Annotated in this window: 30 protein-coding genes; 24 read left to right on the top strand and 6 right to left on the bottom strand. The window is 47.5% G+C overall.

Annotation, left to right across the window (positions count from 1 at the left end; translation table 11 throughout):
• Positions 1-6 precede the first annotated feature (6 nt).
• Both treP and treR read left to right on the top strand, forming a co-directional pair.
• Positions 7-1980, top strand: a complete 1974-nt coding sequence (treP, locus tag BN6628_RS14715) for a PTS system trehalose-specific EIIBC component (RefSeq protein WP_068618662.1) — start codon at positions 7-9, stop codon at positions 1978-1980.
• Positions 1981-2083: 103 nt separating this feature from the next.
• Entirely contained in the window at positions 2084-2800 is a 717-nt protein-coding gene (gene treR / locus BN6628_RS14710) for a trehalose operon repressor (RefSeq protein WP_068618660.1), read from the top strand.
• A gap of 133 nt (positions 2801-2933) precedes the next feature.
• Here the strand turns inward: treR and BN6628_RS14705 are convergent, their stop codons facing one another.
• Positions 2934-3512, bottom strand: a complete 579-nt coding sequence (locus BN6628_RS14705) for a hypothetical protein (RefSeq protein WP_068618658.1) — start codon at positions 3510-3512, stop codon at positions 2934-2936.
• 105 nt (positions 3513-3617) lie between these two features.
• Positions 3618-4637, bottom strand: a complete 1020-nt coding sequence (locus BN6628_RS14700) for a glycine-rich domain-containing protein (protein ID WP_068618655.1) — start codon at positions 4635-4637, stop codon at positions 3618-3620.
• Between the two features lie 237 nt (positions 4638-4874).
• Between BN6628_RS14700 and BN6628_RS14695 the strand changes: the two genes are divergently transcribed.
• From BN6628_RS14695 to rbsB, 8 genes are all read left to right on the top strand, one after another.
• The gene (locus BN6628_RS14695) at positions 4875-5075 is read left to right on the top strand and encodes a DUF4177 domain-containing protein (protein ID WP_068622320.1); all 201 of its coding nucleotides are present in this window, start codon (positions 4875-4877) and stop codon (positions 5073-5075) included.
• 190 nt (positions 5076-5265) lie between these two features.
• The gene (locus tag BN6628_RS14690; protein ID WP_068618653.1) at positions 5266-5547 is read left to right on the top strand and encodes a hypothetical protein; all 282 of its coding nucleotides are present in this window, start codon (positions 5266-5268) and stop codon (positions 5545-5547) included.
• A gap of 364 nt (positions 5548-5911) precedes the next feature.
• Positions 5912-6892 (top strand): LacI family DNA-binding transcriptional regulator, encoded by a 981-nt coding sequence (locus BN6628_RS14685; RefSeq protein ID WP_068618651.1) that lies wholly within the window; start codon positions 5912-5914, stop codon positions 6890-6892.
• Positions 6893-6894: 2 nt separating this feature from the next.
• A complete protein-coding gene (gene rbsK / locus BN6628_RS14680) occupies positions 6895-7773 on the top strand; it encodes a ribokinase (RefSeq protein ID WP_068618649.1) in 879 nt (292 codons plus the stop codon).
• A 2-nt stretch (positions 7774-7775) separates the two neighbouring features.
• On the top strand, positions 7776-8174 hold the full coding sequence (gene rbsD, locus BN6628_RS14675) for a D-ribose pyranase (protein ID WP_068618647.1): 399 nt from the start codon (positions 7776-7778) through the stop codon (positions 8172-8174).
• A gap of 13 nt (positions 8175-8187) precedes the next feature.
• Positions 8188-9669, top strand: coding sequence for a sugar ABC transporter ATP-binding protein (locus BN6628_RS14670; RefSeq protein ID WP_068618645.1), 1482 nt, complete (start codon positions 8188-8190; stop codon positions 9667-9669).
• A 1-nt stretch (position 9670) separates the two neighbouring features.
• Entirely contained in the window at positions 9671-10645 is a 975-nt protein-coding gene (gene rbsC, locus BN6628_RS14665; protein ID WP_068618643.1) for a ribose ABC transporter permease RbsC, read from the top strand.
• Positions 10646-10660: 15 nt separating this feature from the next.
• Entirely contained in the window at positions 10661-11575 is a 915-nt protein-coding gene (gene rbsB / locus BN6628_RS14660; RefSeq protein WP_068618641.1) for a ribose ABC transporter substrate-binding protein RbsB, read from the top strand.
• Positions 11576-11795: 220 nt separating this feature from the next.
• Here rbsB and BN6628_RS14655 read toward each other — a convergent pair whose 3' ends face one another.
• The gene (locus tag BN6628_RS14655; protein WP_068618639.1) at positions 11796-12026 is read right to left on the bottom strand and encodes a hypothetical protein; all 231 of its coding nucleotides are present in this window, start codon (positions 12024-12026) and stop codon (positions 11796-11798) included.
• A 290-nt stretch (positions 12027-12316) separates the two neighbouring features.
• Here BN6628_RS14655 and BN6628_RS14650 point away from each other — a divergent pair, with 290 nt between their 5' ends.
• Entirely contained in the window at positions 12317-13213 is an 897-nt protein-coding gene (locus BN6628_RS14650) for a copper amine oxidase N-terminal domain-containing protein (protein ID WP_068618637.1), read from the top strand.
• Positions 13214-13323: 110 nt separating this feature from the next.
• Here the strand turns inward: BN6628_RS14650 and BN6628_RS14645 are convergent, their stop codons facing one another.
• Both BN6628_RS14645 and BN6628_RS14640 read right to left on the bottom strand, forming a co-directional pair.
• Positions 13324-13674, bottom strand: a complete 351-nt coding sequence (locus BN6628_RS14645; protein WP_392397639.1) for an ArsR/SmtB family transcription factor — start codon at positions 13672-13674, stop codon at positions 13324-13326.
• Complete coding sequence (locus BN6628_RS14640) at positions 13661-14062, bottom strand: SRPBCC family protein (protein ID WP_068618635.1); 402 nt, start codon at positions 14060-14062, stop codon at positions 13661-13663. The genes BN6628_RS14645 and BN6628_RS14640 overlap by 14 nt, the downstream gene beginning before the upstream one ends.
• Before the next feature lie 354 nt (positions 14063-14416).
• Here BN6628_RS14640 and BN6628_RS26440 point away from each other — a divergent pair, with 354 nt between their 5' ends.
• Positions 14417-14560 carry a hypothetical protein gene (locus BN6628_RS26440; RefSeq protein ID WP_187386138.1) on the top strand — a complete coding sequence of 48 codons (144 nt, stop codon included), beginning with the start codon at positions 14417-14419 and terminating at the stop codon, positions 14558-14560.
• Between the two features lie 247 nt (positions 14561-14807).
• On the opposite strand, the gene BN6628_RS14635 is transcribed toward BN6628_RS26440, so the two are convergent.
• Positions 14808-15251 carry a hypothetical protein gene (locus BN6628_RS14635; protein ID WP_148449283.1) on the bottom strand — a complete coding sequence of 148 codons (444 nt, stop codon included), beginning with the start codon at positions 15249-15251 and terminating at the stop codon, positions 14808-14810.
• Positions 15252-15586: 335 nt separating this feature from the next.
• On the opposite strand from BN6628_RS14635, the gene BN6628_RS14630 reads away from it, so the two are divergent.
• The 12 genes from BN6628_RS14630 to BN6628_RS14580 all read left to right on the top strand — a co-directional run bounded on the left by BN6628_RS14630 (position 15587) and on the right by BN6628_RS14580 (position 25905).
• Positions 15587-15934 (top strand): winged helix-turn-helix transcriptional regulator, encoded by a 348-nt coding sequence (locus BN6628_RS14630; protein WP_068618632.1) that lies wholly within the window; start codon positions 15587-15589, stop codon positions 15932-15934.
• A gap of 188 nt (positions 15935-16122) precedes the next feature.
• Positions 16123-16596 carry an NADPH-dependent F420 reductase gene (locus BN6628_RS14625; protein WP_157692479.1) on the top strand — a complete coding sequence of 158 codons (474 nt, stop codon included), beginning with the start codon at positions 16123-16125 and terminating at the stop codon, positions 16594-16596.
• Positions 16593-16730: a hypothetical protein gene (locus BN6628_RS26140; protein ID WP_157692478.1), complete on the top strand. Its 138-nt coding sequence runs from the start codon at positions 16593-16595 to the stop codon at positions 16728-16730. Before BN6628_RS14625 ends, BN6628_RS26140 begins: the two co-directional genes overlap by 4 nt.
• 54 nt (positions 16731-16784) lie before the next feature.
• Positions 16785-17666 carry an SDR family oxidoreductase gene (locus BN6628_RS14620; protein WP_068618630.1) on the top strand — a complete coding sequence of 294 codons (882 nt, stop codon included), beginning with the start codon at positions 16785-16787 and terminating at the stop codon, positions 17664-17666.
• A 581-nt stretch (positions 17667-18247) separates the two neighbouring features.
• The gene (locus tag BN6628_RS14615; RefSeq protein ID WP_068618628.1) at positions 18248-19147 is read left to right on the top strand and encodes a copper amine oxidase N-terminal domain-containing protein; all 900 of its coding nucleotides are present in this window, start codon (positions 18248-18250) and stop codon (positions 19145-19147) included.
• 202 nt (positions 19148-19349) lie between these two features.
• Positions 19350-19769, top strand: coding sequence for a hypothetical protein (locus BN6628_RS14610; protein ID WP_068618626.1), 420 nt, complete (start codon positions 19350-19352; stop codon positions 19767-19769).
• Positions 19759-21048 (top strand): ammonium transporter, encoded by a 1290-nt coding sequence (locus tag BN6628_RS14605; RefSeq protein WP_068618625.1) that lies wholly within the window; start codon positions 19759-19761, stop codon positions 21046-21048. The genes BN6628_RS14610 and BN6628_RS14605 overlap by 11 nt, the downstream gene beginning before the upstream one ends.
• A 192-nt stretch (positions 21049-21240) precedes the next feature.
• Complete coding sequence (locus BN6628_RS14600; RefSeq protein WP_068618623.1) at positions 21241-22158, top strand: hypothetical protein; 918 nt, start codon at positions 21241-21243, stop codon at positions 22156-22158.
• An 82-nt stretch (positions 22159-22240) separates the two neighbouring features.
• Positions 22241-22984 (top strand): ABC transporter ATP-binding protein, encoded by a 744-nt coding sequence (locus BN6628_RS14595; RefSeq protein WP_068618621.1) that lies wholly within the window; start codon positions 22241-22243, stop codon positions 22982-22984.
• Entirely contained in the window at positions 22977-23723 is a 747-nt protein-coding gene (locus tag BN6628_RS14590) for an ABC transporter permease (protein WP_068618619.1), read from the top strand. Before BN6628_RS14595 ends, BN6628_RS14590 begins: the two co-directional genes overlap by 8 nt.
• Before the next feature lie 17 nt (positions 23724-23740).
• Positions 23741-25219: a sensor histidine kinase gene (locus tag BN6628_RS14585; RefSeq protein WP_068618617.1), complete on the top strand. Its 1479-nt coding sequence runs from the start codon at positions 23741-23743 to the stop codon at positions 25217-25219.
• Positions 25216-25905 carry a response regulator transcription factor gene (locus BN6628_RS14580; RefSeq protein WP_068618615.1) on the top strand — a complete coding sequence of 230 codons (690 nt, stop codon included), beginning with the start codon at positions 25216-25218 and terminating at the stop codon, positions 25903-25905. The genes BN6628_RS14585 and BN6628_RS14580 overlap by 4 nt, the downstream gene beginning before the upstream one ends.
• Positions 25906-25970: the final 65 nt, after the last annotated feature.

Below are 25970 nucleotides of genomic sequence, written 5' to 3'. Positions count from 1 at the left end.
AGTGGGATGGCGATCAACAGACAAAGCGTTGAACAAATTGTTCAGGCTGTTGGCGGAAAAGAAAATATTGAAGCTGCGACACACTGTGTGACCCGGCTTCGGTTTGTACTGCTAGATGATTCCATCGTGGATGAACAAGCGTTGGAACGCAATGAATTGGTTAAAGGGCATTTCTCGACTCAAGGCCAGTTCCAGGTTGTCATTGGACCAGGACTGGTGGATAAGGTCTATGATGAAATGCTTGAAATCACGGGAGGCGAGCGTGCTTCCAAGGATGAAGTGAAGAAAGCGGCCGGGAAGAAGATCAATCCGGTTCAGCAGGCCATCAAAACGCTGGCAGATATTTTCATCCCAATACTTCCTGCAATTATAACTGCAGGTCTCCTGCTCGGGATCAACAATATTCTGACCGGTCCGGATATTTTTTATAAAGGGCAGTCCCTTGTGCAGGTCTACCCGGCGTGGGCTGACTTCGCATCGATTATCAATCTAATCGCAAGCACAGCGTTTGCATTTCTGCCCGCATTAATTGGCTGGTCGGCCGTAGTCCGGTTCGGTGGAAGCCCGCTGCTTGGGATTGTGCTCGGACTTATCCTGGTCCATCCGGATTTGCTGAATGCTTACGGTTACGCCGAAGCTTCTGCGAAGGGAGCTATCCCGATGTGGAATCTGTTCGGGTGGCATATTGAGAAGATTGGATATCAGGGCCAAGTGCTCCCTGTACTGGTATCCTCCTATGTGCTGGCCAAGATTGAGCGCTTCTTGAATAAAAGAGTTGCCGATTCCATCAAACTGCTGGTTGTAGCGCCCGTTGCACTTCTCCTAACAGGGTTCCTGGCGTTCACCGTAATCGGCCCAGTTACCTTCGGGATCGCCAATGCCATTACTTCGGGTCTCGTCTATATCTTCCATGCATTCCCGTTCTTAGGAGGTCTGCTGTACGGCGGCCTGTACGCGCTGCTCGTGGTTACCGGGATGCATCATACCTTCCTCGCGGTGGACGTACAGCTGATCGGCAGCCAGGGCGGTACCTTCCTGTGGCCGATGCTGGCCCTGTCTAATATTGCCCAGGGTGCGGCAGCCCTTGCCATGCTGTTCGTTCTTCGGGAGCAAAAAGCCAAGGGTCTCGCGGTAACCTCATCTGTATCCGCCTTTCTGGGTGTCACTGAGCCGGCGATCTTCGGGGTTAACATCCGTTATAGATACCCGTTCATCTTCGGGATGATCGGTTCAGCCATAGGGGGAGTTCTGCTCACCTTGAATCATGTGCTGGCTTCTTCTATCGGGGTAGGGGGAATTCCAGGATTCTTATCCATCTTCCCTAATCAATGGCTTGTATTCTTTGCGGGCATGGGGATCGTTCTGGTTGTTCCCTTCTTGCTAACGGTTCTGTATGGCAAGGTCGTAAGCCGGCGCAATTCAGAGGCTTCTGTGGGGGAAAATCAAGCCGAATCTGCTCACAGCACAGGAAATAAGGCATCTTCTGCAGATGGAACCAAGCCCGCATCCGCTGGGGTTCTGGAAATCCGCTCTCCGCTCACCGGTAAGGCGATCGCGCTGGAGCAGGTGCCAGATCCTGCATTTGCCGAGAAGCAGATGGGCCAGGGAATTGCTATCGAGCCGACTGAGGGCCGGGTAGTAGCACCTTTTGACGGGAAAGTGGTTCATGTGATCAAGAGCAAGCATGCTGTTATTTTGGAGCACCAGAGCGGGGTTCAAATTCTAATTCATATAGGCATTGATACGGTCTCGCTGAAAGGCAAAGGGTTTACAGTGCATGTCGAGGCTGGGGATGAGGTGAAGGCCGGACAGCTGTTAATTGAATTTGACAAAAAGGAGATACTGGAGGCAGGTCTCCCGCTGATCACTCCGGTCATAATTCCTGACGGGCAGGATGTGGTTGGCAGGGTAGAGGAGCATCCAGACGGTCCGGTTAACGGCAACCGTGATGTTATTCTCAAAGTTCAGCTTTCCTCTTGATGTCAGACGGTAATTGTGGTCTTGCCTTAAGAAGCGTGGTCTTGATAAGACTGCGCTTCTTCTGTCCATACGCATTATGGTAGACTGTAGAAGGTGATCTAAGTTGAACAAAAATATATACTTGAATATTTACAATGATTACGCGCAGCAGATTCAAAGAGGTTTGCTGTCTGCCGGAACGAAACTTCCATCAGAGAGCGAGCTTGCCGAGAAATACACGACAACGAGGGAAACGGTACGCAAAGCGCTTAACCTGCTCTCCCAGAACGGCTATATTCACAAAATGATGGGAAAAGGGTCGTTTGTGCTTGATATCGGCAGGATGGATTTTCCGATTACCGGTTTGATCAGCTTTAAAGAAATGTCAGAGCGAATTGGCAGGCCCTCCCGGACGATTGTAGACAAGACCAGCATCATTCAGGCCCCGGAGGAAATTGCCGGTTTTCTTCAAATCCGCGTGAATGAGCCCGTATGGGAAGTGATTCGGGTCCGGGAAATCGAAGGGGAGAAGGTCATTCTCGACAAGGATTATTTCCTGCTTGAAGCGGTTCAATCTCTAACCAAGGAGATTGCTTCCGGTTCGATTTATGATTATCTGGAACACACGCTGAACCTGGTGATCAGCTATGCTAAGAAGAAAATCTCCGTGGAGGAAGCTACGGAAGAGGATATCCGTCTGCTTGATTTAAAGGGGATGTCCCATGTGGTGGTTGTGCGGAATTTCGTTTATCTCGAGGACACCACCCTGTTTCAATACACGGAGTCCAGGCATCGGTTGGACAAGTTTCAGTTTGTCGATTTTGCCCGGCGTATTCATTAGTTTGTGTGTAGACATATAGCAAGGCGCCAGCCCATGGATAATCCTTTGGACTGGCGCCTTGCTTACTTTTTTGTAAGAAGCCGTTTGCACTTGGCTGTAAGATTACTTGCTTTTGAGACGGTTCTTTTCGGCATTATTTTTTGCGGGCATAGGATTTCTGTTTCACAATTCCTTTGGACGTCAGCTGGTATACCGTAACGTCATAGATACCGCTGTGCCGTTCGGCATTGGAATCCTTGGCCGGGTTCCACTTCGGATTCAGACGTTCCATCGCCACTTCGAAAGAGTCGGCCTTCAGAAATTTAGAGGTGACATCAATTCCACTAAATTTCTTCTTCACAAATACTTTGCCGCCTGCATGGACACCGACCAAATCCACGCCCATTCCACCGCTGGCTCCGATATAGTAAATGGTGTACAGGAAAGTATCCCCACCTGAGGTCAGTGTAAACTGAATATCTCCGCTTCCTTCAAAATCGTTCTTCCCTGTCCAGACCTTCTTGCCAGCGTGCTTGATCACAGGGAACAGGCTGTCGCCCGGCTCCTTGTCAATGGTCAGACCGTTCGGAAGCTTGACTGGCAGCTTCTTCGGATTCATTGCCAGCTGAACCGCGGGATAGACCTTGGCAGTGTACTTGGGGGAAGCCGCCCCTGTAATGCTTGCAGGCACGAGCATGGCGAAGACAAGTACTAATAATGCGAGTTTTCTCATGATGTGTCGCTCTCCTTCTGATGGATAATAGGAATATGTACCTATGTTATTATCGACCAGAGGGTTTGTTTTTGTTAGATACAGCCGACTCTAATTGCTTGGGATTTAGTCCCCACCGCCGCCCCCGCATCCGCCTCCACATGAGGAGCTTCCGCCACAGCTGCTGTTTGAACTGCAATTGCTGCTGCTGCAATTGCTTCCGGAGCAGCCGGAGTTGTTCGAATCACCTCCGCCTGAGCCGCAGGCAGAGGCAGAGGAACACCCGGAGCTATCTTTGCGGTGAGGATCTTCCTGCGGGACCATATGATCCACGAAATTATCCGGATCGTTCATGGAGAAGAATACCGCCGAGGCCAGCAGCAGATCGGTATTCTGGAAGTCCATGCGGTGGTCCGCCGCGAGCTTATCCCCAGCCATTCCAACACGGAAGCGGAGGCCATCCAGCACAGCATCAATCGCTTTGCGTGCAGCCTCTGAATGCTCATAAGCCCAAGTGTTGAACCGGCTGTCTGAAGTTAATCTGGAGGCCGGGTCCCTGTAGGGTTCCAGTTCATCCTTTGGCAGGGGGTTTCGGAAGAAGGGCCCCCAGATTAATGCGCTGTGGTGATTCCAGCCGAACAGCTCCACATAGATAAGATCGAACCAGGCCCGTTCCGCTGGCATGGGTCTTGAAGGCTCACCGTTTGGCATATGATGCAGCATTTGACCGAGAAAGCGGGTCGAGAACTGCTGGTACTCATAGGTATACATCAGCATTTCGTGCCATACCTCATCCACCGCATTGCTGAACATGGGAACCTGCTTGAGTACGGAGCACATCATGAAGAAGCGGCGGAGTTCCATCCATCGCCATTCATACTCGTGTTCCGTCATATTAGGATATTCCTTCAGAACCCTGTCCTTAAGAGACGAGGCCCAGGATTCGGGAATGGCTTCATTCAGCGTCAAAAACAAATCATAAGCAGGGCTCTCCGGCTCAGCAACAGGTGGGGCGGGCGGGGCCTTGCGGAGCTTTCTGGAGAGGGGTGAGGACTTCCGGTTATTCCTGTTCTTGATAATAAATCCGAAGAGAAATAACAAAACCACAGTTAATAAGATAAGAACGATAATTGAATTTTGGTTCATTAGCATGCTCCCTCCAACAGAAGATATTTCCATTATCCCAGAAATAACAGATTATGCCTATAAATATATATGTATTAGCAGATGAAACGGAGCAGGCAAGATCAGCATTTGGAAGAGCCGTCCTCTTTGGAACGGTTTCGTTCTAATTTGGAAGCAGATTGGATTTGGAATAGCAGCATCCGCTATAATTCAATGTAAGGATCTGCCAAATCAGATAGATTGGAAGGAATGATTGTTTTGGAACAGTGGGAATATAGAACGCTCAAATTCAAAACAGGCGGCTTTCTCGGCGGCAAAATCGACGAGGAAGAATTTGAATATGCCCTGAATACATACGGCCAAGAGGGCTGGGAACTGGTATCCTGCTTTGACACGAGCCAGTCACAAGGGGCCTCGCGGGATATTATCGTTGTTTTTAAGAGAAGGAGACAAGTGTAACAGAGCTATGGAATAGGGTTGCAGCTGTACGACGTATGGGACATCATGATTGCGAGTTGGTTTCTTAAACCTTATCAGGTTCGTGAAGTTTTATGATTTAGGTAAGAATTCCGGAACGTTGTGCCGAGCTAAGAAGTTTAGTGGTTTGGTGGTCACGTTGGGATAATCAATCGGTTAAAGGAGCCTTGCCGTGTTCATTTTGAAAAAAATCACAACCTGGTGCCTGATCGGTTCTATCGCAATTTGTGTGCATCATAGTCTGGGTTACGATAGCAAAAGCCTGCTGTTATTCCTGACCTGCCCTGTTCTAGCAGAATTAAGCGGATGGATAACCGGCCTGAATATGAATCCGGCCACGAACGTCTATGTGAAGCCGTTATGTTATGTGATTCATTTCAGTTTCTGGCTCGTGGCAGGGGTTTTGTTGGATATAGCTTTGACCAGATTCATGAAGGCTGTGCGCAGCCAATGAGCATGCGGTGTGAAGGTACAATAAACAGAATTGCAGGAACCTGTATGATTGCAGCTCATGACGGGCGTGGTGCAGCGCTTGTCCCTTTTTCCAATAATTAGAATTGCAGAAACCTGCGTGATTGCAGCTGTGAGTGTCGAGCCTGGCTCCCAAGGGAGGCCAAGCTCTTGTACTCGCGAATCACCAGAAGCTTGCTTCAAATACGGGCTGGCTATAACAGAAACTCGACCGGGGGTTCGCAGAGACTCAAATAGGTTATGGTTAAAATTACCTTGTAAGCGGTTAATTAAATCTGTTGTCAAAATGAAAAGCATGTGTTATCTTGAATAAGTAACCGGTTACACACATTAGAGGTGAACAGGAAATGAGCACAATTAAAGATGTTGCTGCCCATGCGGGAGTCTCGGTTGCCACTGTCTCCAGAGTCATTAACGAGACTGGTTATGTACATGAGAGCACCAGGCAGAAAGTGGAGCAAGCTATTAAACAATTAAACTACTCGCCCAATGAAGTGGCGCGTTCGTTATTTAAACGGAAATCGAAATTGATCGGGCTTCTGCTGCCTGATATTACGAACCCCTTCTTCCCGGAGCTTGCCCGTGGGGTAGAGGACCGGATGCAGGAGAGCGGGTACCGGTTGATTTTTGGAAATAGTGATGAAGATGAACATAAAGAGCAGGATTATATACAGACGTTTACGCAGAATAATGTGGTTGGAGTGATTTCCTCCACCAACGATCACACTGCGGATACTTACAGCAAGCTGAAGTTTCCTGTTGTGTTCCTGGACCGTACATCGGGAGACAAGCCCTCCGTGTATGCGGACGGCAGAGAAGGCGGACGCATGGCTGCCCAGGAGATGATCTCCAGAGGGAGCCGGAACATAACGGTTCAGCAAGGTCCTAAGCATGTTAGACCCGCACAGGACCGGTTCGAAGGCGCTGTGGAGGTTCTGGAGAAGTCGGGGACAGCATTTCAGGTCCAACTGACAGCTTCATTCTCATATGAGGAAGCCGGCTTGAAGGCGAAGGAGCTGTTTGCGGAGTATCCATGGACCGACGGCGTTATAGCCAGCAATGATATTGCCGCCGCAGCGGTGCTTCATGAAGCGCTGAAGCTCGGGAGGAAGGTGCCGGAGGAGCTGCAAATTATCGGCTTCGACGATATCCCCGTAAGCAATCTGGTGTACCCTTCGTTGTCCACGATTCATCAGCCGGCTTACGAGATGGGAAGAGCCGCCGCCGAGCTGCTAATTGAACTTGTAGAGCATGGACATGCTCATCAACATATTATTCAACTGCCCGTCAGCTTTGTTGAACGGGGCACGACAAGAAAGGCGGATTAAATATGGCGAAGATAGGTGTAATCGGAAGCTGTTCCATGGACTTGGTTGTTACCTCCAGCAAACGGCCTGGCGCAGGTGAGACTGTGCTGGGGGAGAGCTTTAAGACAGTACCTGGCGGCAAGGGAGCGAATCAGGCTGTGGCGGCAGCCCGTCTTGGCGCCGAGGTGACAATGATTGGCCGGGTGGGTGAAGATGGCTTTGGCCAAGAGATTTTAAATAATTTCATGGCAAATGGTGTTTCTGTAAGCAATGTGGAACCGGTTACAGATGCGGAAAGCGGTACAGCTCACATTGTGCTGGCTGAAGGTGATAACAGCATTGTGGTTGTAAAGGGAGCGAATGACCGGGTAACTCCTGAATATGTGCAGATGAAGTCGGAGGTGTTGCGGGAGTTGGATATGGTACTGATTCAGCAGGAAATTCCTGAAGAGACTGTGGTTCTTGTAAGTCAACTGTGCAGCAAATTCGGGATTCCCCTGATGTTGAACCCGGCACCGGCCCGGGCTGTTCCATCGGAAGTCATTGAGAAGGCCGCCTATCTGACGCCGAATCAGCATGAGGCTTCGCTGCTGTTCCCGGATATGAACATTCAGGAAGCGCTCCGCATGTATCCGAACAAACTGTTTATTACGGAAGGCTCACAAGGTGTCCGGTACTACGATGGAGAGAAAGAAGTGCTGGTTCCGACATATAAAGTGGAAGCCGTGGATACTACAGGTGCGGGAGATACCTTTAATGCAGCCTTTGCGGTAGCTCTGGCGGAAGGCAAGCCGGTATATGAAAGTGTTCAATTCGCGAACCGGGCTGCTTCGCTGTCGGTAACCAAATTCGGCGCACAAGGCGGAATGCCAACCCGCGCGGAAGTGGAGGCGAGTCTATAATTATGAAGAAGCAAGGGATACTGAACAGTCACATTGCCAAAATCCTGGCGGATCTCGGACATACGGACCAAATTGTAATTGCGGATGTCGGTCTTCCGGTTCCGGAAGGGGTTCCCAAGATTGATCTGGCTCTTACCTTCGGTCTTCCTGAATTCCAGCAGGTGGTTGATCTCATTGCCGAGGATATGGTCATTGAGAAGGTCATCATAGCTGAAGAGATATACAAGGATAATCGTAAGCAAGCCGAATATATAGAGAACAAATTTAAGGACTGTGAGATTGAAGCTCACACGCATGACGAGTTCAAAAATCGGACGCGGCAGGCAAAAGTCGTGATCCGTACAGGAGAAGCGACGCCATACGCCAACTGTATTCTGCAAGCGGGTGTTCATTTCGGTTAAGGAGGAAGTCATCATGCATATTCAAATGAACCATATTCATAAATCCTTCGGTACCAACCGGGTATTGACCGGCGTTGATTTCGAGCTCCGGGAGGGTGAAGTGCATGCCCTGATGGGGGAGAACGGAGCCGGGAAGTCCACGCTGATGAATATCCTTATTGGTCTTCATCAGCGGGATGAGGGCACGATTGTCATCGACGGGCAGGAGAAGTATTTCTCCTCGCCTAAAGAGGCGGAGGAATATGGAATCGCTTTTATTCACCAGGAGCTCAATGTTTGGCCGGATATGACAGTGCTTGAAAATTTGTTCATAGGCAAGGAAATCAGGAACAAAGCCGGATTTTTGAATACCAAACAAATGAAAACGCTCGCATTGGAGCAGTTCCGTAAACTGTCGGTGACGATCCCTCTGCATCAGGAGGCCGGTGAGCTGTCCGTCGGTCAGCAGCAGATGATTGAGATCAGCAAGGCGCTGATGACAAACGCCAAGGTTATCGTCATGGACGAGCCGACAGCGGCTCTGACTGAACGGGAGATTCAGAAGTTGTTTGAAATTATCGCTTCATTAAAAAGCCAAGGTGTCTCCGTGGTCTACATCTCTCACCGGATGGAAGAAATCTTCGCCATCTGTGACCGGATTACGGTGATGCGGGACGGCAAGACCGTGGATACGAAGGAGATCCCCCATACCGATTTTGATGAAGTGGTCAAGAAAATGGTCGGCAGGGAACTGACCGAACGTTATCCCGCAAGAGAACCGAAGCCGGGTGAAGTTATTCTGGAGGTTAAACAGGCGGGAAGCAAGGGACGGTTCGAGAATGTCAGCTTTCAGGTAAGAGCCGGAGAAATCGTGGGCTTCTCAGGACTGATGGGAGCCGGCAGAACCGAGATTATGCGGGCCATCTTCGGCCTGGATTCGCTGGACAGCGGAGAGATTTGGATGCGCGGACACAAAGTCAACATACGTAAGCCCGAAGATGCCGTGAAGCTGGGCATTGGCTTCATTACAGAAGACCGGAAGGATGAGGGTCTTGTGCTGGATTTCTCAATTCGCGAGAACATGGCCCTGCCAAGCTTGACGAGTTTTGCCTCCAAAGGCTTCATTTCCACCACCAAGGAGCAGGAGTTCGTTGATATGCTGATCAAACGTCTGCAGATCAAGACCCAGTCTGGCGAGACTCCAGCCCGCAGCCTGTCCGGTGGTAATCAACAGAAGGTCGTTATTGCCAAGTGGCTGGGAATTGGGCCGCGACTGCTTATTCTCGATGAGCCGACACGTGGGGTTGATGTTGGGGCTAAGCGTGAAATTTACCAACTGATGAACGAACTGACGGACAGAGGGGTTGCCATCATCATGGTATCCTCGGAGCTTCCCGAGGTCCTTGGTATGAGTGACCGGATTATGGTCATCCACGAAGGTAAATTAAGCGGAGAATTGTCCTGTGAAGAAGCCACACAGGAAAAAATCATGACACTAGCAACGGGAGGCAAATAAAATGACAACTCTTAACGATGTCAACACAAACACCACCAAGAAATTCTCTCTGTCTCAAATGACGCAAAAGCTGGGCCCGCTGCTTGGACTAATCATCCTCATCGTGATTGTATCAGTGCTGAATCCTAGCTTTCTGGAGCCTTTGAATATACTCAATCTGCTCCGCCAGGTCTCGATTAATGCCTTGATTGCATTCGGCATGACGTTTGTTATTCTGACCGGAGGCATCGATTTGTCGGTCGGCTCAATTCTGGCGCTCTCGAGTGCGTTTGTCGCCAATATGATGGTGTCCGGTTTTGACCCAATCATTGCGATAATTATCGGCTGTCTGGCTGGTGGGGTAATGGGTGCAGTGAACGGTCTAATGATCACTAAAGGTAAAATGGCTCCGTTTATTGCCACGCTGGCTACGATGACGGTATTCAGAGGTCTGACCTTGGTGTATACGGATGGTAATCCGATTACAGGTCTTGGCAACAGCCTGGTATTCCAATTGTTCGGCCGTGGCTACCAGTTCGGTATTCCAGTTCCGGCAATCACGATGATTCTTACCTTTGCCGCACTGTGGGCAATTCTGCACAAGACTCCATTTGGCCGCAAGACGTATGCGATCGGCGGTAATGAGAAAGCTTCTATTGTATCCGGTATCAAAGTGGATAAAGTAAAAATCATGATCTATTCCCTGGCAGGGCTGCTATCAGCTCTGGCTGGCGCAATTCTTACCTCCCGTCTGAACTCTGCGCAGCCAACTGCGGGAACCTCTTATGAGCTTGACGCCATTGCGGCTGTAGTTCTGGGTGGAACCAGCTTGTCCGGTGGACGCGGAAGAATTGTGGGAACGCTGATCGGTGCGCTGATCATCGGGACCTTGAATAACGGACTGAACCTGCTGGGCGTATCTTCCTTTTACCAAATGGTCGTTAAAGGGATTGTCATTGTCATCGCTGTGCTCATCGACCGTAAGAAATCCGCTTAGAAGGAGACGACTATTATGAAAAAAGTAACGTTAGTGCTGATATCTCTGATGCTTGTGTTGATGACAGGCTGCTCGCTGGAGCCCCCGGGCTGGGCCAAGCCCAAGGCAGTCAGTGACTTGAAGGAAGCTAAGATTGGCCTGTCGATTTCAACATTGAACAATCCGTTCTTCGTATCCCTGAAGGATGGGGTAGTGGCTGAAGCGGCAAAACTGGGGCTTAAAGTGATTGTGGTGGATGCGCAGAACGACTCCGCCAAGCAGAGTAATGACGTGGATGATCTGATCCAGCAAGGTGTTAATGCACTGCTGATTAACCCTACGGACTCGGCGTCGATCTCGACTGTGGTCCAATCGGCCAACAACCTTGGAATTCCGGTGATCACGCTGGACCGCTCAGCTGATAAGGGTGATGTGAAAGCCCTCGTAGCCTCGGACAATATCAAAGGCGGGCAGATGGCCGCCCAGTATATTGTGGATCAGCTTGGCAAGGATGCCAAGGTGATTGAACTTGAAGGTGTTCCAGGCGCATCCGCAACCCGTGAGCGGGGCAAAGGATTCCATGAAATTGCCGACAAGCAGCTGAAAGTTATTGCGAAGCAGGCCGCTGATTTTGACCGTACAAAAGGCCTGAACGTCATGGAGAACCTGCTGCAGGGGAACCCGGATGTGCAGGCGGTGTTCGCTCACAATGATGAGATGGCGCTTGGCGCGATTGAAGCGATCCAAAGCTCGGGCAAGAACATTCCGGTCATCGGCTTTGACGGCAACAAGGATGCGCTTGATTCCATCAAGGCTGGCAAGCTTACAGCTACAATTGCCCAGCAGCCGGAGCTGATTGGACAGCTTGCGGTGAAGGCAGCGAAGGACGTTCTTCAAGGCAAGCAGGTTCAGAAGTCGATCCCGGCTCCGCTGAAGCTGGTAACGAAATAACGAAATTGCAGCAGGATGAGAAGCCGGACAAAAGGTCTGGGCTGAAATCAAAATACGGCTTAAATTTAGAACTGGCAGGTACGTAAAGCACTATCGCCAAGCTTCTCAAGAAATCCATGTTCATTAAAGAACCTCCAACCCGCTAATGCGGAGTTGGAGGTTCTTTGTGTGTGAACTCGTGCGGGTAACACGATTAACCTGAATAAGCATGCAGATCTGCTTAGGATGCGCAGCCTGCACACTCGATGTAATTATCTCCGACCGCCTTGCTAATGCTCAGAAGATCGCCCATTTGAATGTCGTCTTCTGTTGTGAACTCATAATCGTAGGCGGTTTCCAGCGCAAGCTTGGCCGCTTGTTCCTTGCTGTCCGCCAAGACGCTGATCTGCTCTTCCTTGCCGGTGGAGATCACAGTGTAGGCAAAGGTATAACGCAGGTTTTCTTGTTCCATTGCAGCACCTCCTAAGAAGACAGTATGGATTGCTCACTTCTCAAAAAGAAGCGTATGGACATTATACACTAACCTTTAGTTACTTGCATACTATATTAAATTAATAAACGGTTAGCCGTTTCTTTAACATGCACTCTACATCGCTAGGGAAAATTCACGTTATGAAATTGACATACTTGAATTAATGTAAAATTAAGAAACAATTGGAAGTTCCTCTGCGTCTGATAATATGATCCGCCTAGAAATATAGTCGGTTAAGGAAGTTTGTAAGATTGGGGGAATGATTTGGAATGAAAAAATGGATGCCAACCATCATCACTGCAGCTCTGTTGGCAGGCGTAGTTAGTACGGGAAGCACTATCCAAGCCAAGGCGGCTCTAAGTTCGCGGGAGCAGGTATACATCAACGGTGCATTTCAAGAAGATGCGCGTATACAGAATGGAAGGGCGCTTGTCCCGCTTAGATCGCTTAACGATTCGGATGAGCTTACTTACAACTATGATGCCAAGACTCATGAAGTGACTGTGAGGAGCAAAGACGGAGGAAAAGTGATCAAGCTGAAAGCCGGCTCGAAAACTGCTTTGGTGAACGGTAAATCAGTTAAGCTGAACCAAAGTATTGTAAATCACAAGGGCAGAACCTACGTGCCTCTTCGCTTTGTAAGTGAAGCGCTGGGCGGGATCGCCTATTACAACGCTAAGGACAATAGGGCAATTGTCCGGACTCCAGCAGGACAAGCCGAGTATGAGACGCTGATGAAAGGCGATCTTACAGCGGCAAGAAATGTTGCCATTAATCTTCAGCGGGCTTATGATCCAGGATTATGGTATCCGCAGGGATATGGATATTATACCTATATTGTGTTTCCTGAAGGTCAAGCTCTGCAATTCTCAAGAAAGCACAGATCACTTACCGATTACCTAAAGGTAAATCGTGATGGTCTTTTGGAAGTAGTGTACGAGGAAAATGACATAGGTGGAACGAAGCCCAAAACGAGGGGAATTAAGCCCAAACGCGAAGGAAGTTTTGTTTATTTTTACTATGATTTAATGGGTGGTGGTCTTGATTATGGTAAGGGTAAATTTAATAGTGAGGAAACGAAGCTGGGCTTTATTGAAGACTCTAACGATCCGGGAAACAAATATCCAAGGGCGGTGCCCGTCGAAGGTGAGGTACGAACAGATTAAGGTACGGCAGCAATCCGATTAATCCCGGTTATTTATGTACAAGAGGGTGTCCAAAAGTCATCATGAATGACAGAGGGACACCCTCTTGTATGACGAACAGACGAAAGTATTTAATTATTCTCGGGATGATCCGACTCTACAAGATGCTTAAGCATCGAAAGCTTGTTCTCCCAAAAACGTTCATAGTAATTCAGCCAGCTTTTTACCTCGGATAGCGGCCCGGGATCAAGCCGATAGCGGGTTTCGCGGCCGACTTTTCTTTCCTTTACGAGACCGGCATCGGCAAGAATACGCAGATGCTTGGAGACCGCTGTCCTGCTGATCGGAAAATGCCCACTGATGACGTTAACCGGCATCTCCTCTTCCACCAGCAGTTTCAGGAGCTTTCTCCGGGTAGGATCAGCAATCGCCTGGAACACATCATGCCTGGCTGAACTGCTGTTCAGATCAGGCCTCGACATATTTGCCGAGGCGTTGTCCGATTTCTCCCCAGCCGCGGCTCATGTTCGTGTGAGGGCCTTTATCAGCCGCATCCCAGCCTGCATGGGTGAGGGTGAACTCCGTGGAGCCTCCAAGATCCCTCAATTCAAAGGTGATAACCCAGCTCTTGGCCCATTTGAAAGATAGGCGGTTCGGGGGATCAAGCTCGGTCACTTTGCACAGATTCTTCCCCCATGGACCCGCATCCAGGTAGAATTCCGCACCTTCGATAGGCTGGAAATCGTTAGGCATGAACCAGGCTTCCATGCCTTCGGAAGTCGCGACTGCGTCCCAAACCTTTTGGATAGGGGCATTAAAAGTAAACGTATGACGAATGTCGGGCAGAGAGTTAGGTGTAGTTTGATCCATGATGAAGTCCTCCAGTTAGTTAAAGTGTCATTAAGATTTGTTAGGCTGCATGCTGCGGATAGCTCGAGGCCCTACTTTTCACTATTATATGCAAAAAAACAGGCTTTTCATCGAACCATATAAGTTGAACTTGAGAATTACCAAAAGGCGAGTTGTGAAAACATTTCACGCGGCTGCTTTCCTAATTAATCACCTAGTCCAACTTAATCAGCAAGCATATGAAACCAAAAGGTTTCGCTTTTGCATTATATGACACCTAAAGGTTTCGCGTCAATCCCCAACTCTGATCTAGGTACCCAGATATTGCATGAAATCTCCATAACAAGCTCATGTTAAAGCATGGAGGTGATCGTGATGACGGGCAGAAATAATAAGCCTAAGAATGTGGGGCCATCCGCCACACCTTCCCGGCTGGACCAGTATGGACAGGAGATGGCTGAGGATATGATTACGAAGGTAACCATTAAGCGGAATGGCTCCAAACGGGAGGAAAAGTAAAGCTGAGGCCGCAACCGGCCTCATACTAAGGCGAGTGTATCATAAGATACACTCGTCTTATTGTTACATAGCTTTAGAAATACACTCAAAATCTGTATTATAAACCCTATTTGAGAACTAATTCGTACTTGTCATTTGGGTTGAAAATAAGTTGCTTTTGGACAATTAAAAGAAGCAGCGGCAGAGCAAGACTTGACAAATAATGTCTTAGACTGCCGCTGTTATTGAACTAACGTTTCCCGTTAGTTCAGTCCATCTTCAGTTCGATTGTTTCTGATTTGTCTTTTGTCTGCACAACAACTTTTACCTTTGAATTAGATGTAGGCGAAGTAGAAGAATCAAAAAGAATTGCATAGATTGGAGGATTCCTTTTAGCGGTAATTGTTCCAAATGATCCTGTCTCTTCATCTATTTGGTACTGAATTGTCACTGCCCCTGTTGGAAGCTCATCTTTACCATTGTAGATAAAGTACCCTCTGGTACTCACTTTCTCTGAATCTTTGGATTTGTAGAAGTACATCACTGCTCCCCAGTTGTCCGTATGACCTTTGAACTCATGGAGATATTCAAGCTTTGGATCATTTGTTATATCGGTCATTTTATCCTTTGTAATCCCGCCGTAGTAATCCTTTTCTTTAGAGCAGCCTGTTAACACGATAAGTAATATAAGCATGATTGCGGTCCACTTCACTAACATCTCTCCTTCTTGGAACAGGTCCGCCGTTTTGTCGGAAATTCCTGTAAATTCCATATTATCCAATGCCAACTAATACGCTATTAATGATGATTTTGCTGCGCTAAACTGCCCGTTAGCTTAATTTAGCATTATCAGTCTACAACTATATTTTCCAAGTTTATCAAGACCTAAATTTAAGAAAGATAGATATATTACAGGGTTTCACATATTAGTCATGACTAATATGTGAAACCCTTTATGTTCAACTATCGTTTCCCGTTAGATCAACAAGTAATAGGGTTATCATGTATTATAATAATGGAAATTTAATGAAGGGTAGTGTTTTTTAATTGAAAACTTTTTATTGTGATCTGGAAATCACTTTAGATGTCATTGGCGGGAAGTGGAGGCCTCTTATTCTGTATTATTTAATAAAAGGTCCTAAACGAACCGGTGATTTGAAAAGGCTCATACCCACAATATCTCAGAAAATGTTAGTCCAGTCGTTGCGGGAGTTGGAGAGTGCTAATTTGATTATAAGAAAAATGTACAATCAGGTACCACCAAAAGTGGAATATTCAATATCAGAAATGGGTATGTCACTTGAACCCACTTTGCGAGCTCTTTGTGATTGGGGCCAAAATTATGCAGAGAAGAACTTGAGCAAGGATGAATATCGGAGATTAAATGTAGAATAGAGTAATTTCATTGACCCATTTATTCTGCACTTCATCACAATTATCACTTTTTAGTTACTATATAACCTAAAAGTACGTACTATTTTAAAAGTTATAGATGGAACATAATAAGACTTGTGGCCATGAAGAAAATCAAAGAATTAATAAAAGGAGTCGTATGTAGGTCGATAAGTTTTTGGAGGTGCGTTATGAAATTTGGCTTTATGGGTGCTGGAACAGTTGCTCAAACGCTGGCGAAACATCTATTGCTTCACGGTCATGAAGTTATTCTCAGTAATAGTCGTGGTCCCGAAACGCTCTCAGATCTGATAAGCTCGCTCGGTGCTGGCGCAAAATCCGGAACACCGTCAGAAGCAGCTGAGCAGGACTTTGTAATATTATGCGTGACGTGGGCGCAAATGCCTGCTGCTTTGTCAATGGTTCCTGACTGGACAGGCCGCGTTCTTATTGATGCTACCAACCGTTTTGAAAATACGGAACATCTATTTGGTGAATGGTCAGGAAAGAATTCAAGTAAAATCGTAGCCCAATATGCTCCGGATGCTCATGTAATTAAAGCTTTTAACAGTGTTCCGATGGAATGGATTAAGGATTACACGGAGGAGAAGCCGAAGACTGTCCTGTTCATGTCCGGTGACGACATCCAGGTAAAAAAGTCTTGAAAGAAATTTGGGAGAAGATTGGCCTTGCCTGTATTGATCTTGGTTCTTTGAGCCAGGGCGGTCTGCTGCAGCAAATAGGAGGACCTCTCGCCGGATTGAATTTAAATCTGCTGGATCAATACACTGTACGATAACGTTATTCTATACTGCAACTGGTTTATCAATAAAAGTTCAAAGGAGTTACTAATATGGGTAAAATACTTATTACTGGAGCAACAGGTAATCTTGGCAGCAGGACGCTAAACCTTCTTCTTAAAAAGGTTCCGGCAAATCAGGTCGCTGTATTGGTACGTGATCCACAATCCGAAAAAATCGATAGGTTTGTTAAAGAAGGTGTGGAGGCCCATCAGGGCGACTATTTTGATTATAACTCCCTTCTGCGAGCTTTTAATGGTGTTGACAAAGTCATGCTTATCTCCGCGCAAGCATTTACCGACCGTAATACGCAACATTTCAATGTCATCGCAGCTGCAAAGCAGGCTGGTGTTAAACAAGTGATCTTCACGTCGATCATACGAAGAGAAAATTCAAATCTTATTGTGCCCGAAGTGTCGATGTCAGACTTATTTGCTGAACAAACGCTTAAAGCATCCGGATTAGCTTATACCATTCTGCGGAATCCACCGTATCTTGAAGTCATGCATATGTATTTCGGAGATGCGCTTAAAGCCGGCGTGCGAGTACCAGAGGGTTCCGGCAAAGTTGCCGCTGCATCTCTGGATGATTTGGCGGCAGCTAACGTAGCCGTTCTCACCCAACACGGGCACGAAAATAAGTCATACACTCTAAGTGGCAGCGAGGGAAGCTCTTTTGCAGACATCGCTGAAGCCCTCTCGGAGATTAGTGAGATGAATATCCCTTATGAGGCAGTTAGCGAAAAAGAATATATAGACTCTATGGTAGCGAATGGCTTGCCTGTTTTCATGACTGATTTTTTATTAGGCTGGGTTCGAGGAATCAACACTGGAGAATTTTCGGAGACATCCGGGGATCTTGAACGTCTGATTGGCCGAAAACCAATGACATATAAGGAATTCTTTAAATATCAGTTTTCTAAAGTTGAGGATTGAAAGCTGGGTATGTTTTAGACTAAATTTGAAAAAGAAACAGCGACAGCCAAGAACAAGAAAATTGACTGTCGCTATTTTATTGAGCTAACGTTTCCCGCTCGGAATGACTTATAATTCGCTTTACTACTCGTTAAGGTCTACCTCTAAACCGTTTAATTGCATCCTCAGTCACTGGCTCAAAGAATGGCCTTTCTAAATAAAAGAACCGCATCGACGATAGCGCCGCGCGGTCCCCCTGCTCTTTACTTAATAGAATCAAATGTAATTCATAAAGAGATATTCTGTTTCTTTTCGTCGCTCCTGGCCAAGTTCAGCCTTCACAACTGCCCCCACTCTGGTGTCCACCGTTTGAATGTGAAAATCAGCATATAAGTCAAGGATGAAAGGATCCCCGTAATAGGTTACAAGGCACTTCCCCTTTAATATTATGCAAAATTCTAGCTAGCTCCATGTGATCTGACTTTGTTAAATTTCAAATAAACAACCAAATTTAGAAACAAATAGGCGAAATATCCGTCTAATTATATACCCCCAAAATAATAAGAGAACTAAGCCATAATAGCGTGAAAGGAAGATGTACAATGAAAAAGTGGATTCCATCCGCCATTGCAGCAGTTCTACTCACAGGTACAGTCGGTCTTGGAAACGTGGCTGATGCCAAGTCATCTGCAAGTATCAAGGAACAGGTATTTATTAACGGAATAGTCCAAAGTGACGCCCTCGTCGAAAAAGGAAGAGCACTCATTCCTCTCAGATCCTTGAACGATCCGAATTGGCTGACTTACAATTATGATGGCAAGACCCGTACGGTAACGGCCAAGAGCAAAGACGGCAGCAAGCTAATCCAGCTGAAAGCTGGTTCAAAAACCGCAACGGTCAATGGCAAACAAGTCGCGCTCGACCTCAGTGTTGTGAATAAAAAGGGCCGTACTTATGTGCCTCTGCGCTTTGTCAGCGAAGCATTGGGTGGGACTGCCTACTATAATGCCAAAGACAAACGGGCGATTGTCCGGACCCCAGCGGGACAGGCCGCGTTCAATATACTGATGAAGGGTGATCTGGTGGATGCACGTAAGGAGGCGCTTAAACTTTTTGCATTGAAAGGACCTGATGATTGGACTCCTCAAGGGGAAGGCTTTACCACTACTTACCGATTCCCGGAAGGCCAAGCATTGCAATATTCCCAAACCTATAAGCTCCTGACCGATTACATCAAGATCAACGACGATGGAATTGCCGAAGTGATCGGCCAATTGGATGAGAATGAAGGAAAGTCGAAAACAAGAGGCGCCAAGCCTGACTACAAAGACGGTTATGTCTATTTTTCTGACAACTGGATGGGGGATACCCTCCACTATGGAAAAGTAGATTCAGCCGGGAAAGACACAAAGTTGGGACAATTCAATTACACTCAGAATCCGGAATATAAAAACAATTCAATTGTTCCTATTGAAGGGGAGACCCGCAAAGACGCAAAGTAAATGATCTAAAGCTATAATTGTTCAACTTATAATTTAAAAAGCGATTCAAGATAAAAGAGGCTGCCTGACTCCGTGCTCATTGCACGGGATCATGGCAGCCTCTTACTTATTAACACAGAATATCACATGTAATAATTGTTGACACTAAAGCGAAATGAAAATACAATCAGATAAAGTAACTTTGTGTGTGAGGAGAACTGACATGGATGTCTTAGATGATTTATACCACCGGACAGCTTTTCATATTTCCGCTGAGAAATTAATTCTTATCATACAATCATTGACCGCTAAAAAACAAGATGAGATTGAGTATTTTAAGGATAAAATCGCGAGGTATGAGCAAAAGCGCAGAAAAGAGGAGGCGGCATATCAGTCATTATCGCCTCTGCGCAGATTATTTACCGGTCGTCCTCCCAGCCACCATCAGGCGGTCGAATATATGGTTTATGTCAAGGAACCTTTCAAGAAGATTGAAAAAGTAAAGAGAGAGATCCAGGACTTGAAGCGGGTTCTTGAAAGAATTCAACAGAATCCGGCATCCCGGGAAATTGTCCTGTCCCATCGTCTGATTGATGAACTGGCTTCTTGGGTGGAAAGCGAGGAAATAACTAATGAATATTGAGACCTTACATACGGGACTTGACACCGTATGGGTCGTGCTTACAGCGGCCATGATTCTGCTCATGGAAGGCGGCTTCGCTTTGGTTGAGGCCGGCTTTGTCAGGTATAAGAACAATGTGAACATTATTATGAAGGTATTTGCTGATATAACGTTAGGAACGTTATGCTATTATGTTCTTGGTTTTGCGCTTATGTATGGCAAGGATGTGATGGGCCTCATCGGTTCCAGCGGATTTCTGCTGGGAGGCGACTTGTCCCATTTGAAATTCTCTATATCGATAGACACGTATTGGCTGTTTCAAGCAGCTTTCGCTATTGCCGTAATTTCTATAGTCTCAGGCGCTGTGGCTGAACGGATTAACTTCAGGGTATACCTACTCTATATTGTGCTAATGACCGCGCTGATCTATCCGATTGCAGGCCACTGGGTATGGGGGAGCGGCTGGCTTGGCGCGCTGGGGATGCGCGACTTTGCAGGTTCGGCCGTCATTCATGCGCTTGGCGGCTTCTCCGCGCTGGCTGCTGCAATCGTCATTGGCCCGCGCAAAGGAAAGTTCACGGCCAAGGGCTCTAGTACAATAGCTCTGCCCAGCAATCTTCCGCTTGCCTCGGTCGGCGCGTTTCTGCTGTGGTTCGGCTGGTTCGGCTTCAATGCGGGAAGCACACTTACGGCAACCGATGTTAGGATTGGCCATATTGCCATTGTCACGATGCTTTCCGCTGCGGCAGGGGGAGCCACCACTATGGTGTATACCTTAATCCGCTATAACCGCTCGGATGCGTCATCCGTGATTAATGGATCGCTGGCTGGCCTGGTCGGAATTACAGCGGGCTGTGCATTTGTCAGCGATGGGGCAGCTATTGTGATTGGTGCGGTATCAGGACTGCTCATGATGGCCGCCACAAATTGGCTGGAGGCAAGGAGGATCGACGATCCGGTCGGTGCCTTTCCCGTACATGCAGTGTCAGGGATGTGGGGGACTATTGCCACAGGATTATTTGCCCGGGATGAAGGATTATTCTATGGACATGGATGGCATCTGCTTGGAATTCAATTGGTAGGTCTTCTTGTCCTATGTGCTTGGGGCTTCCTGCTGACCTGGGCTGGACTCAAGCTGATCAACCGCTGGGTTCCCGTCCGCTCTACGGAGGAAGAGGAGGAGATTGGACTGGACATCAGCTATCATGGGGTAATGGCGGCTCATCAGGCGCATGATTTCATTGATGATGAAGACAGGTATTTGAAGGATTTTATGAGGGGCAGAGATGACCGGGATTGACCTGGAAAACTCACGCTACGTGATGCCTCTCGGTAGAATTCATATAGAAAGAAGGAGTGCATCGGAGAATGCGCTCCTTTTCTTTTTTAATTAATAGGTTTTAAGAAAATTTTAATAATTGGTTCACGGCATGTTTACTATTTTTTTCTATCCTTAGTCATGTAGTTCAATACAATCTCTAAGGAGGACAATATGAACAAGAAATGGTTAACTATCGGAGGCGCGGTAGGACTAAGTGTTGCAGTGATGGCTGCTACCGGAATGAGCGCCATGGCAGGAGCTTCGGGTTATGAGGCTTACAAATCCGCACTGAAGAGCACGCACAGCATCCAGTCCGCAACGGTCCAGAGCGCCGCATACATTCAGGACAACGGCAGCGATCTTGCCAGCTTAAAAGGACAATTCCAGATTAATTTTACTAACGGGAATTCGAGCGGGAATGTAGAATTCAGTTCAGGTGGAACTCAGAGAAATCTCGGTGTCTACCGGCAGGATGGTCAGACTATCCTTAAACCGGCTGAGGGGGATACTTACTATGTGGCGGAGGGAGGCAAACATAAACACGCACCAAGACCGCACACGGCAGATCCTGAAACCGCAAAACAGGTCGAGTCGGTGATCGATACGCTTGTCGGGAATATGAAGGATTATGTGAATCTTGAGCCGAACTCAGACGGCTCGAAGCAAATTTCACTTCAACTGGATCATGCACAAATTCCATCCATTGTTAACACGATCGCCCCGCTGGCCATCAAAGAGGCAAGCAAACACAGGGAAGATGCGGGAAATTCCAAGCCGGGTACAGGATTGCCTCTAGCTGAGCTTAACGTTAAAAACTCCCTTCCTGAGCTAACCACTCAGATTCAAATTGAACAGGTGGTAGTGAAAGCTACCATTGATTCTTCGAATCATATCAAGCATCAGGAAGCCGATCTGGTGATATCTGGGGCGGATAATACCGGAGCCGGACATAAATTGAAGATTCACCTACAGGCGGATCTCTCAGAACTCAATAGCACCACCCCCAATAAAGTAGATCTGAGCGGCAAAAAGGTACAAAAGCTGAAGCAGGTAAGACATGGTGAGTCTGCCTTGACGGAGCAGCGTTAATTTCCAAGAACGAAGAGACAGACAGGTGCTTGCCCGCAAGGCCTGTCTGTCTTAAATCGCAATCTTAGGAGGATGTTATGTTATGGGGAGTATTCTAAAGACAACTGAGCTTAGCAGGCAGTATGGGAAGGATAAGGGGATTCACGGGATTGACCTTGAGTTATATGAAGGTGATATCTATGGGCTGTTGGGTCCAAATGGGGCCGGGAAAACCACGTTTCTGAAGCTGATTACAGGATTGATTAAGGCGGACCGGGGGGAGATCAGCTTATTCGGGGTTCCAGGTGCAGATGGCCTGCAGAAAGGGATGCATCAGCTAGGGTGTATGATTGACTCCGCAGATTTTCATGATTATTTGACTGCGAGGCAGTACCTATCTACTGTCGCGAGGTTCTATCCCCATGTAACGGGCATGCAGATCGACGGAATTCTGGAGAGAGTAGGCCTGCTGAATGTCAGGAATGTCAAGATCAAGAACTTTTCGACGGGTATGAAAATGAAGCTTGCCCTGGCAGCGGCCGTACTGCCTTCGCCCCGGTTTGTCGTTCTGGATGAGCCGACTAACGGACTGGACGTTGAGGGAATCGTGATGTTTCGAGAGTTAATTCAAAGTATGAACAGGGAAATGCACAGCACCTTCCTGGTATCGAGTCATATGATCCATGAGCTTGAGCAGCTCTGCAACCGGGTGGGGATTGTACAGAAGGGGAGAATCGTGATGGAGGGGGAAGTGAAGGAGCTTCTTGGATCGGGGCAGACGTTAGAGTCCTTTTATCTGGGAGTCCTTCAGGGGAGTTCCAGGAACGTGGAGGTGCAGGATGTCTAATTGGAAATCAGCCTATGTCAATGAGTTGGTCTTGATGATGTACCGGAAAAAGGTGGTTATCATCGCGGTGTTCTCCGCCATTCTGCCGGTGTTGGCCGCACTCCTGATGCGAAGTCTTCAGCCGCTGCTTGGTTTATTTGCGGTAAGCTCGTCGTTCCCGGTTGAAATGCTGGGCCTCTTTACAAGTGTTTGGCTGCCGCTAGTTATGTTAACCTTAACTGCAGATCTATTCCCCCAGGAAGTGTCCGGGCGCACGCTTAAGCTGATCTTGATTCGTCCGGTGACCCGTCTGCAGGTATTTCTTGGCAAGGTTGCTGCTCTGGCTACAGTTATTGGTGCGCTCCTTGTGATTTCAGGCTTAGTCTCGTACTTATGCATGGCTGCGGCAGGAACCTCAGCCGGATTCAGCGAAGTTCTATTAACAGCGAAGGCATATCTGGCAGGCTATGGGGCCATGCTGGCCATACTGACCCTGTTTGTGTTCGTAGCCCAGTTTTTCAAAAGTGTCAGCGGGTATATCCTTGTCATGATCAGTTTGTATGCCGCGATCAAGCTGGCGCCCTTTTTGAACAGCTCGATTGCCGCTTTTTCTCCAGCTTCTTATACCGGATGGCACCTATTGTGGTTGAGTCCTTATGTCAGCGGGAGCAGGCTGTTGACGGGGGCATTATTTCTGACAGCCAGCTGTGTGCTGTTCCTTAGCCTGGGTTATTACAAGTTTGATCGCAAAGATCTCTGAAGAGAAGGAAGATGCGTATGTCCATCCGGTTAAAATTAATCCTGTCCTATGCGGCGATGCTGGTCATTCCGCTGTTTATGATGATCTTTACAGCCATTCTGCTGACCTTAGTCTTCAGAGGAGACTTACAGAACATTAAAGATCAATATGGCACACCAGATAGCAGTTATGAAGTCCATAATATTGACCGCATGCTGAAGGAGGTCCGGAGAACTGCGCAGAATAGTCCGTTATTATTTAAGGATTCGGCATATTTGAATGAAGTACAGATGGAGCTTAAATCGAACAGTGCGGATATACTTGTTCGAACCAAGGATGAGTTAACTTATATTCCGTCCACTTTTCAATATAGAGACTTCTTGCGTCAGCTGCCGGGATATAAGTGGACCGGTTATTCCGTTAAACGTGAACCGATACAGCTAGGCGCCAAGGCTGCTGAGCTGTCCCAGTATGATTTTTCATTTCCGGACGGACAGCAGGGAAGTGTATTTGTAATCACCAAGGTGAACCCCATTGTTAATTTTGCCCAAAAGTTCTTCCCAACGCTGTTTATTTCACTTATCCTTGTCCTGATACTCACACATACGCTGCTTACTTACTTTGTATCCCGCAGCATTATCAGGCCGCTGCGCGAGCTTAAGGATGCAACCAAACGGATTAAGGATGGAGACCTTGATTTCAACTTGAAGATTGCGAACAAAGATGAAATCGGCGAACTTAGCCAGGCCTTTGAGCAAATGCGAGTAAAACTAAGAGAGTCCATTCAGACTCAGCTGCAGTATGAGGAGAACCGCAAAGAACTGATATCTAATATTTCTCATGATTTGAGAACGCCGCTTACGGCGATCCGTGGATATATAGACGGAATTGGAGACGGTATCGCAGACACGCCTGACAAGGTGCAGAAGTATCTGGATATTATCTCATTGAAGGCCGGAGAGATGGATCAGATGATCGATGAGCTGTTTCTGTATTCCAAGCTGGATTTGAACCATCTGCCGTTTCATTATGAGAAGATCAATCTACGTTCATTTTTAACGGATTGGTCCGAAGAGCTGGAATTTGAATTGAATAAACATGGAGTTAACTATGACGCGTATATTCGAATTGATCCCGGTACGGAGATTTCAATTGACCGTGACAAGCTCCGGCGTGTATTCTCGAATATTATCAGCAACTCCTTGAAATATATGACTAAAGATGAGAAAAGAATCACTCTGAACGCGAATGTAGCAGGCGGGGAGTTTGTCATGAAATTACATGATAATGGTCAGGGGGTTGACGCTGAGGCTTTACCGTTCATATTTGAAAGGTTCTACAGAGCTGATCCTTCCCGGAACAGTCACACAGGGGGGAGTGGACTTGGTCTTGCCATCTCCAAACAAATCATAGAAGGTCATGGAGGATCGATCAAGGCGGAAAGCATCAAAGGGGAGGGTACAGGCATCACGATTACACTTCCCCTTATTCCTAGTGAAACGGGTGAGCAGGCTTGAAGAATATTCTGATTGTTGAAGATGAACAACTAATTGCCGAGCTGCAGAGAGATTATCTGGAGGTAAGCGGCGGATTTAGTGTGGATCTTGCCGCAGACGGTGAGCGGGGTCTGAACCTGGCTCTAAGCGGACAGTATGACCTGATCATTCTGGATCTCATGCTTCCGGTGTTGAATGGCTTTGAGGTCTGCAGAAGAATCCGCAATGAGATGAACGTACCTATTCTTATGGTTACCGCCAAGAAGGAAGATATTGATGTAATCCGGGGACTTGGACTTGGCGCTGACGATTATATTACGAAGCCCTTTAAGCCGGGGGAGCTGGTGGCCCGGGTGAAGGCTCATCTGGCGAGGTACGACCGGCTCACAGGGAACAAGACAGGTTCCCCGGAAATACGTATACGCGATTTAATGATTGAACCGGACTCCAGGCGGGTGTATCTTCAAGGTCATGAGATTAGTCTGACAACCAAAGAGTTCGATCTGCTGCATTTCCTTGCAGTCAATCCGAACCGCGTATTCAGCAAGAACCACCTGTTTGACCGGGTATGGGGTATGGAGGCCCTTGGCGATGCTCAAACGGTGACCGTTCATATCCGGAAGCTGAGGGAGAAAATTGAGACCAGTCCGTCCAAATCGGAATATATCGAGACCGTATGGGGAGCGGGGTACCGGTTCCGGTTATGAAGAAAGTCTGAGTAATCAGGCTTTTTTATTTTGGATATATGAATAAATTCATCTGTTAAAGAGGG

This window comes from Paenibacillus tuaregi, assembly GCF_900086655.1.
GTDB lineage: Bacteria > Bacillota > Bacilli > Paenibacillales > Paenibacillaceae > Fontibacillus > Fontibacillus tuaregi.
Note: the sequence above shows the minus strand (reverse complement) of the source record. Positions and strands in the feature narration are given on the sequence as shown.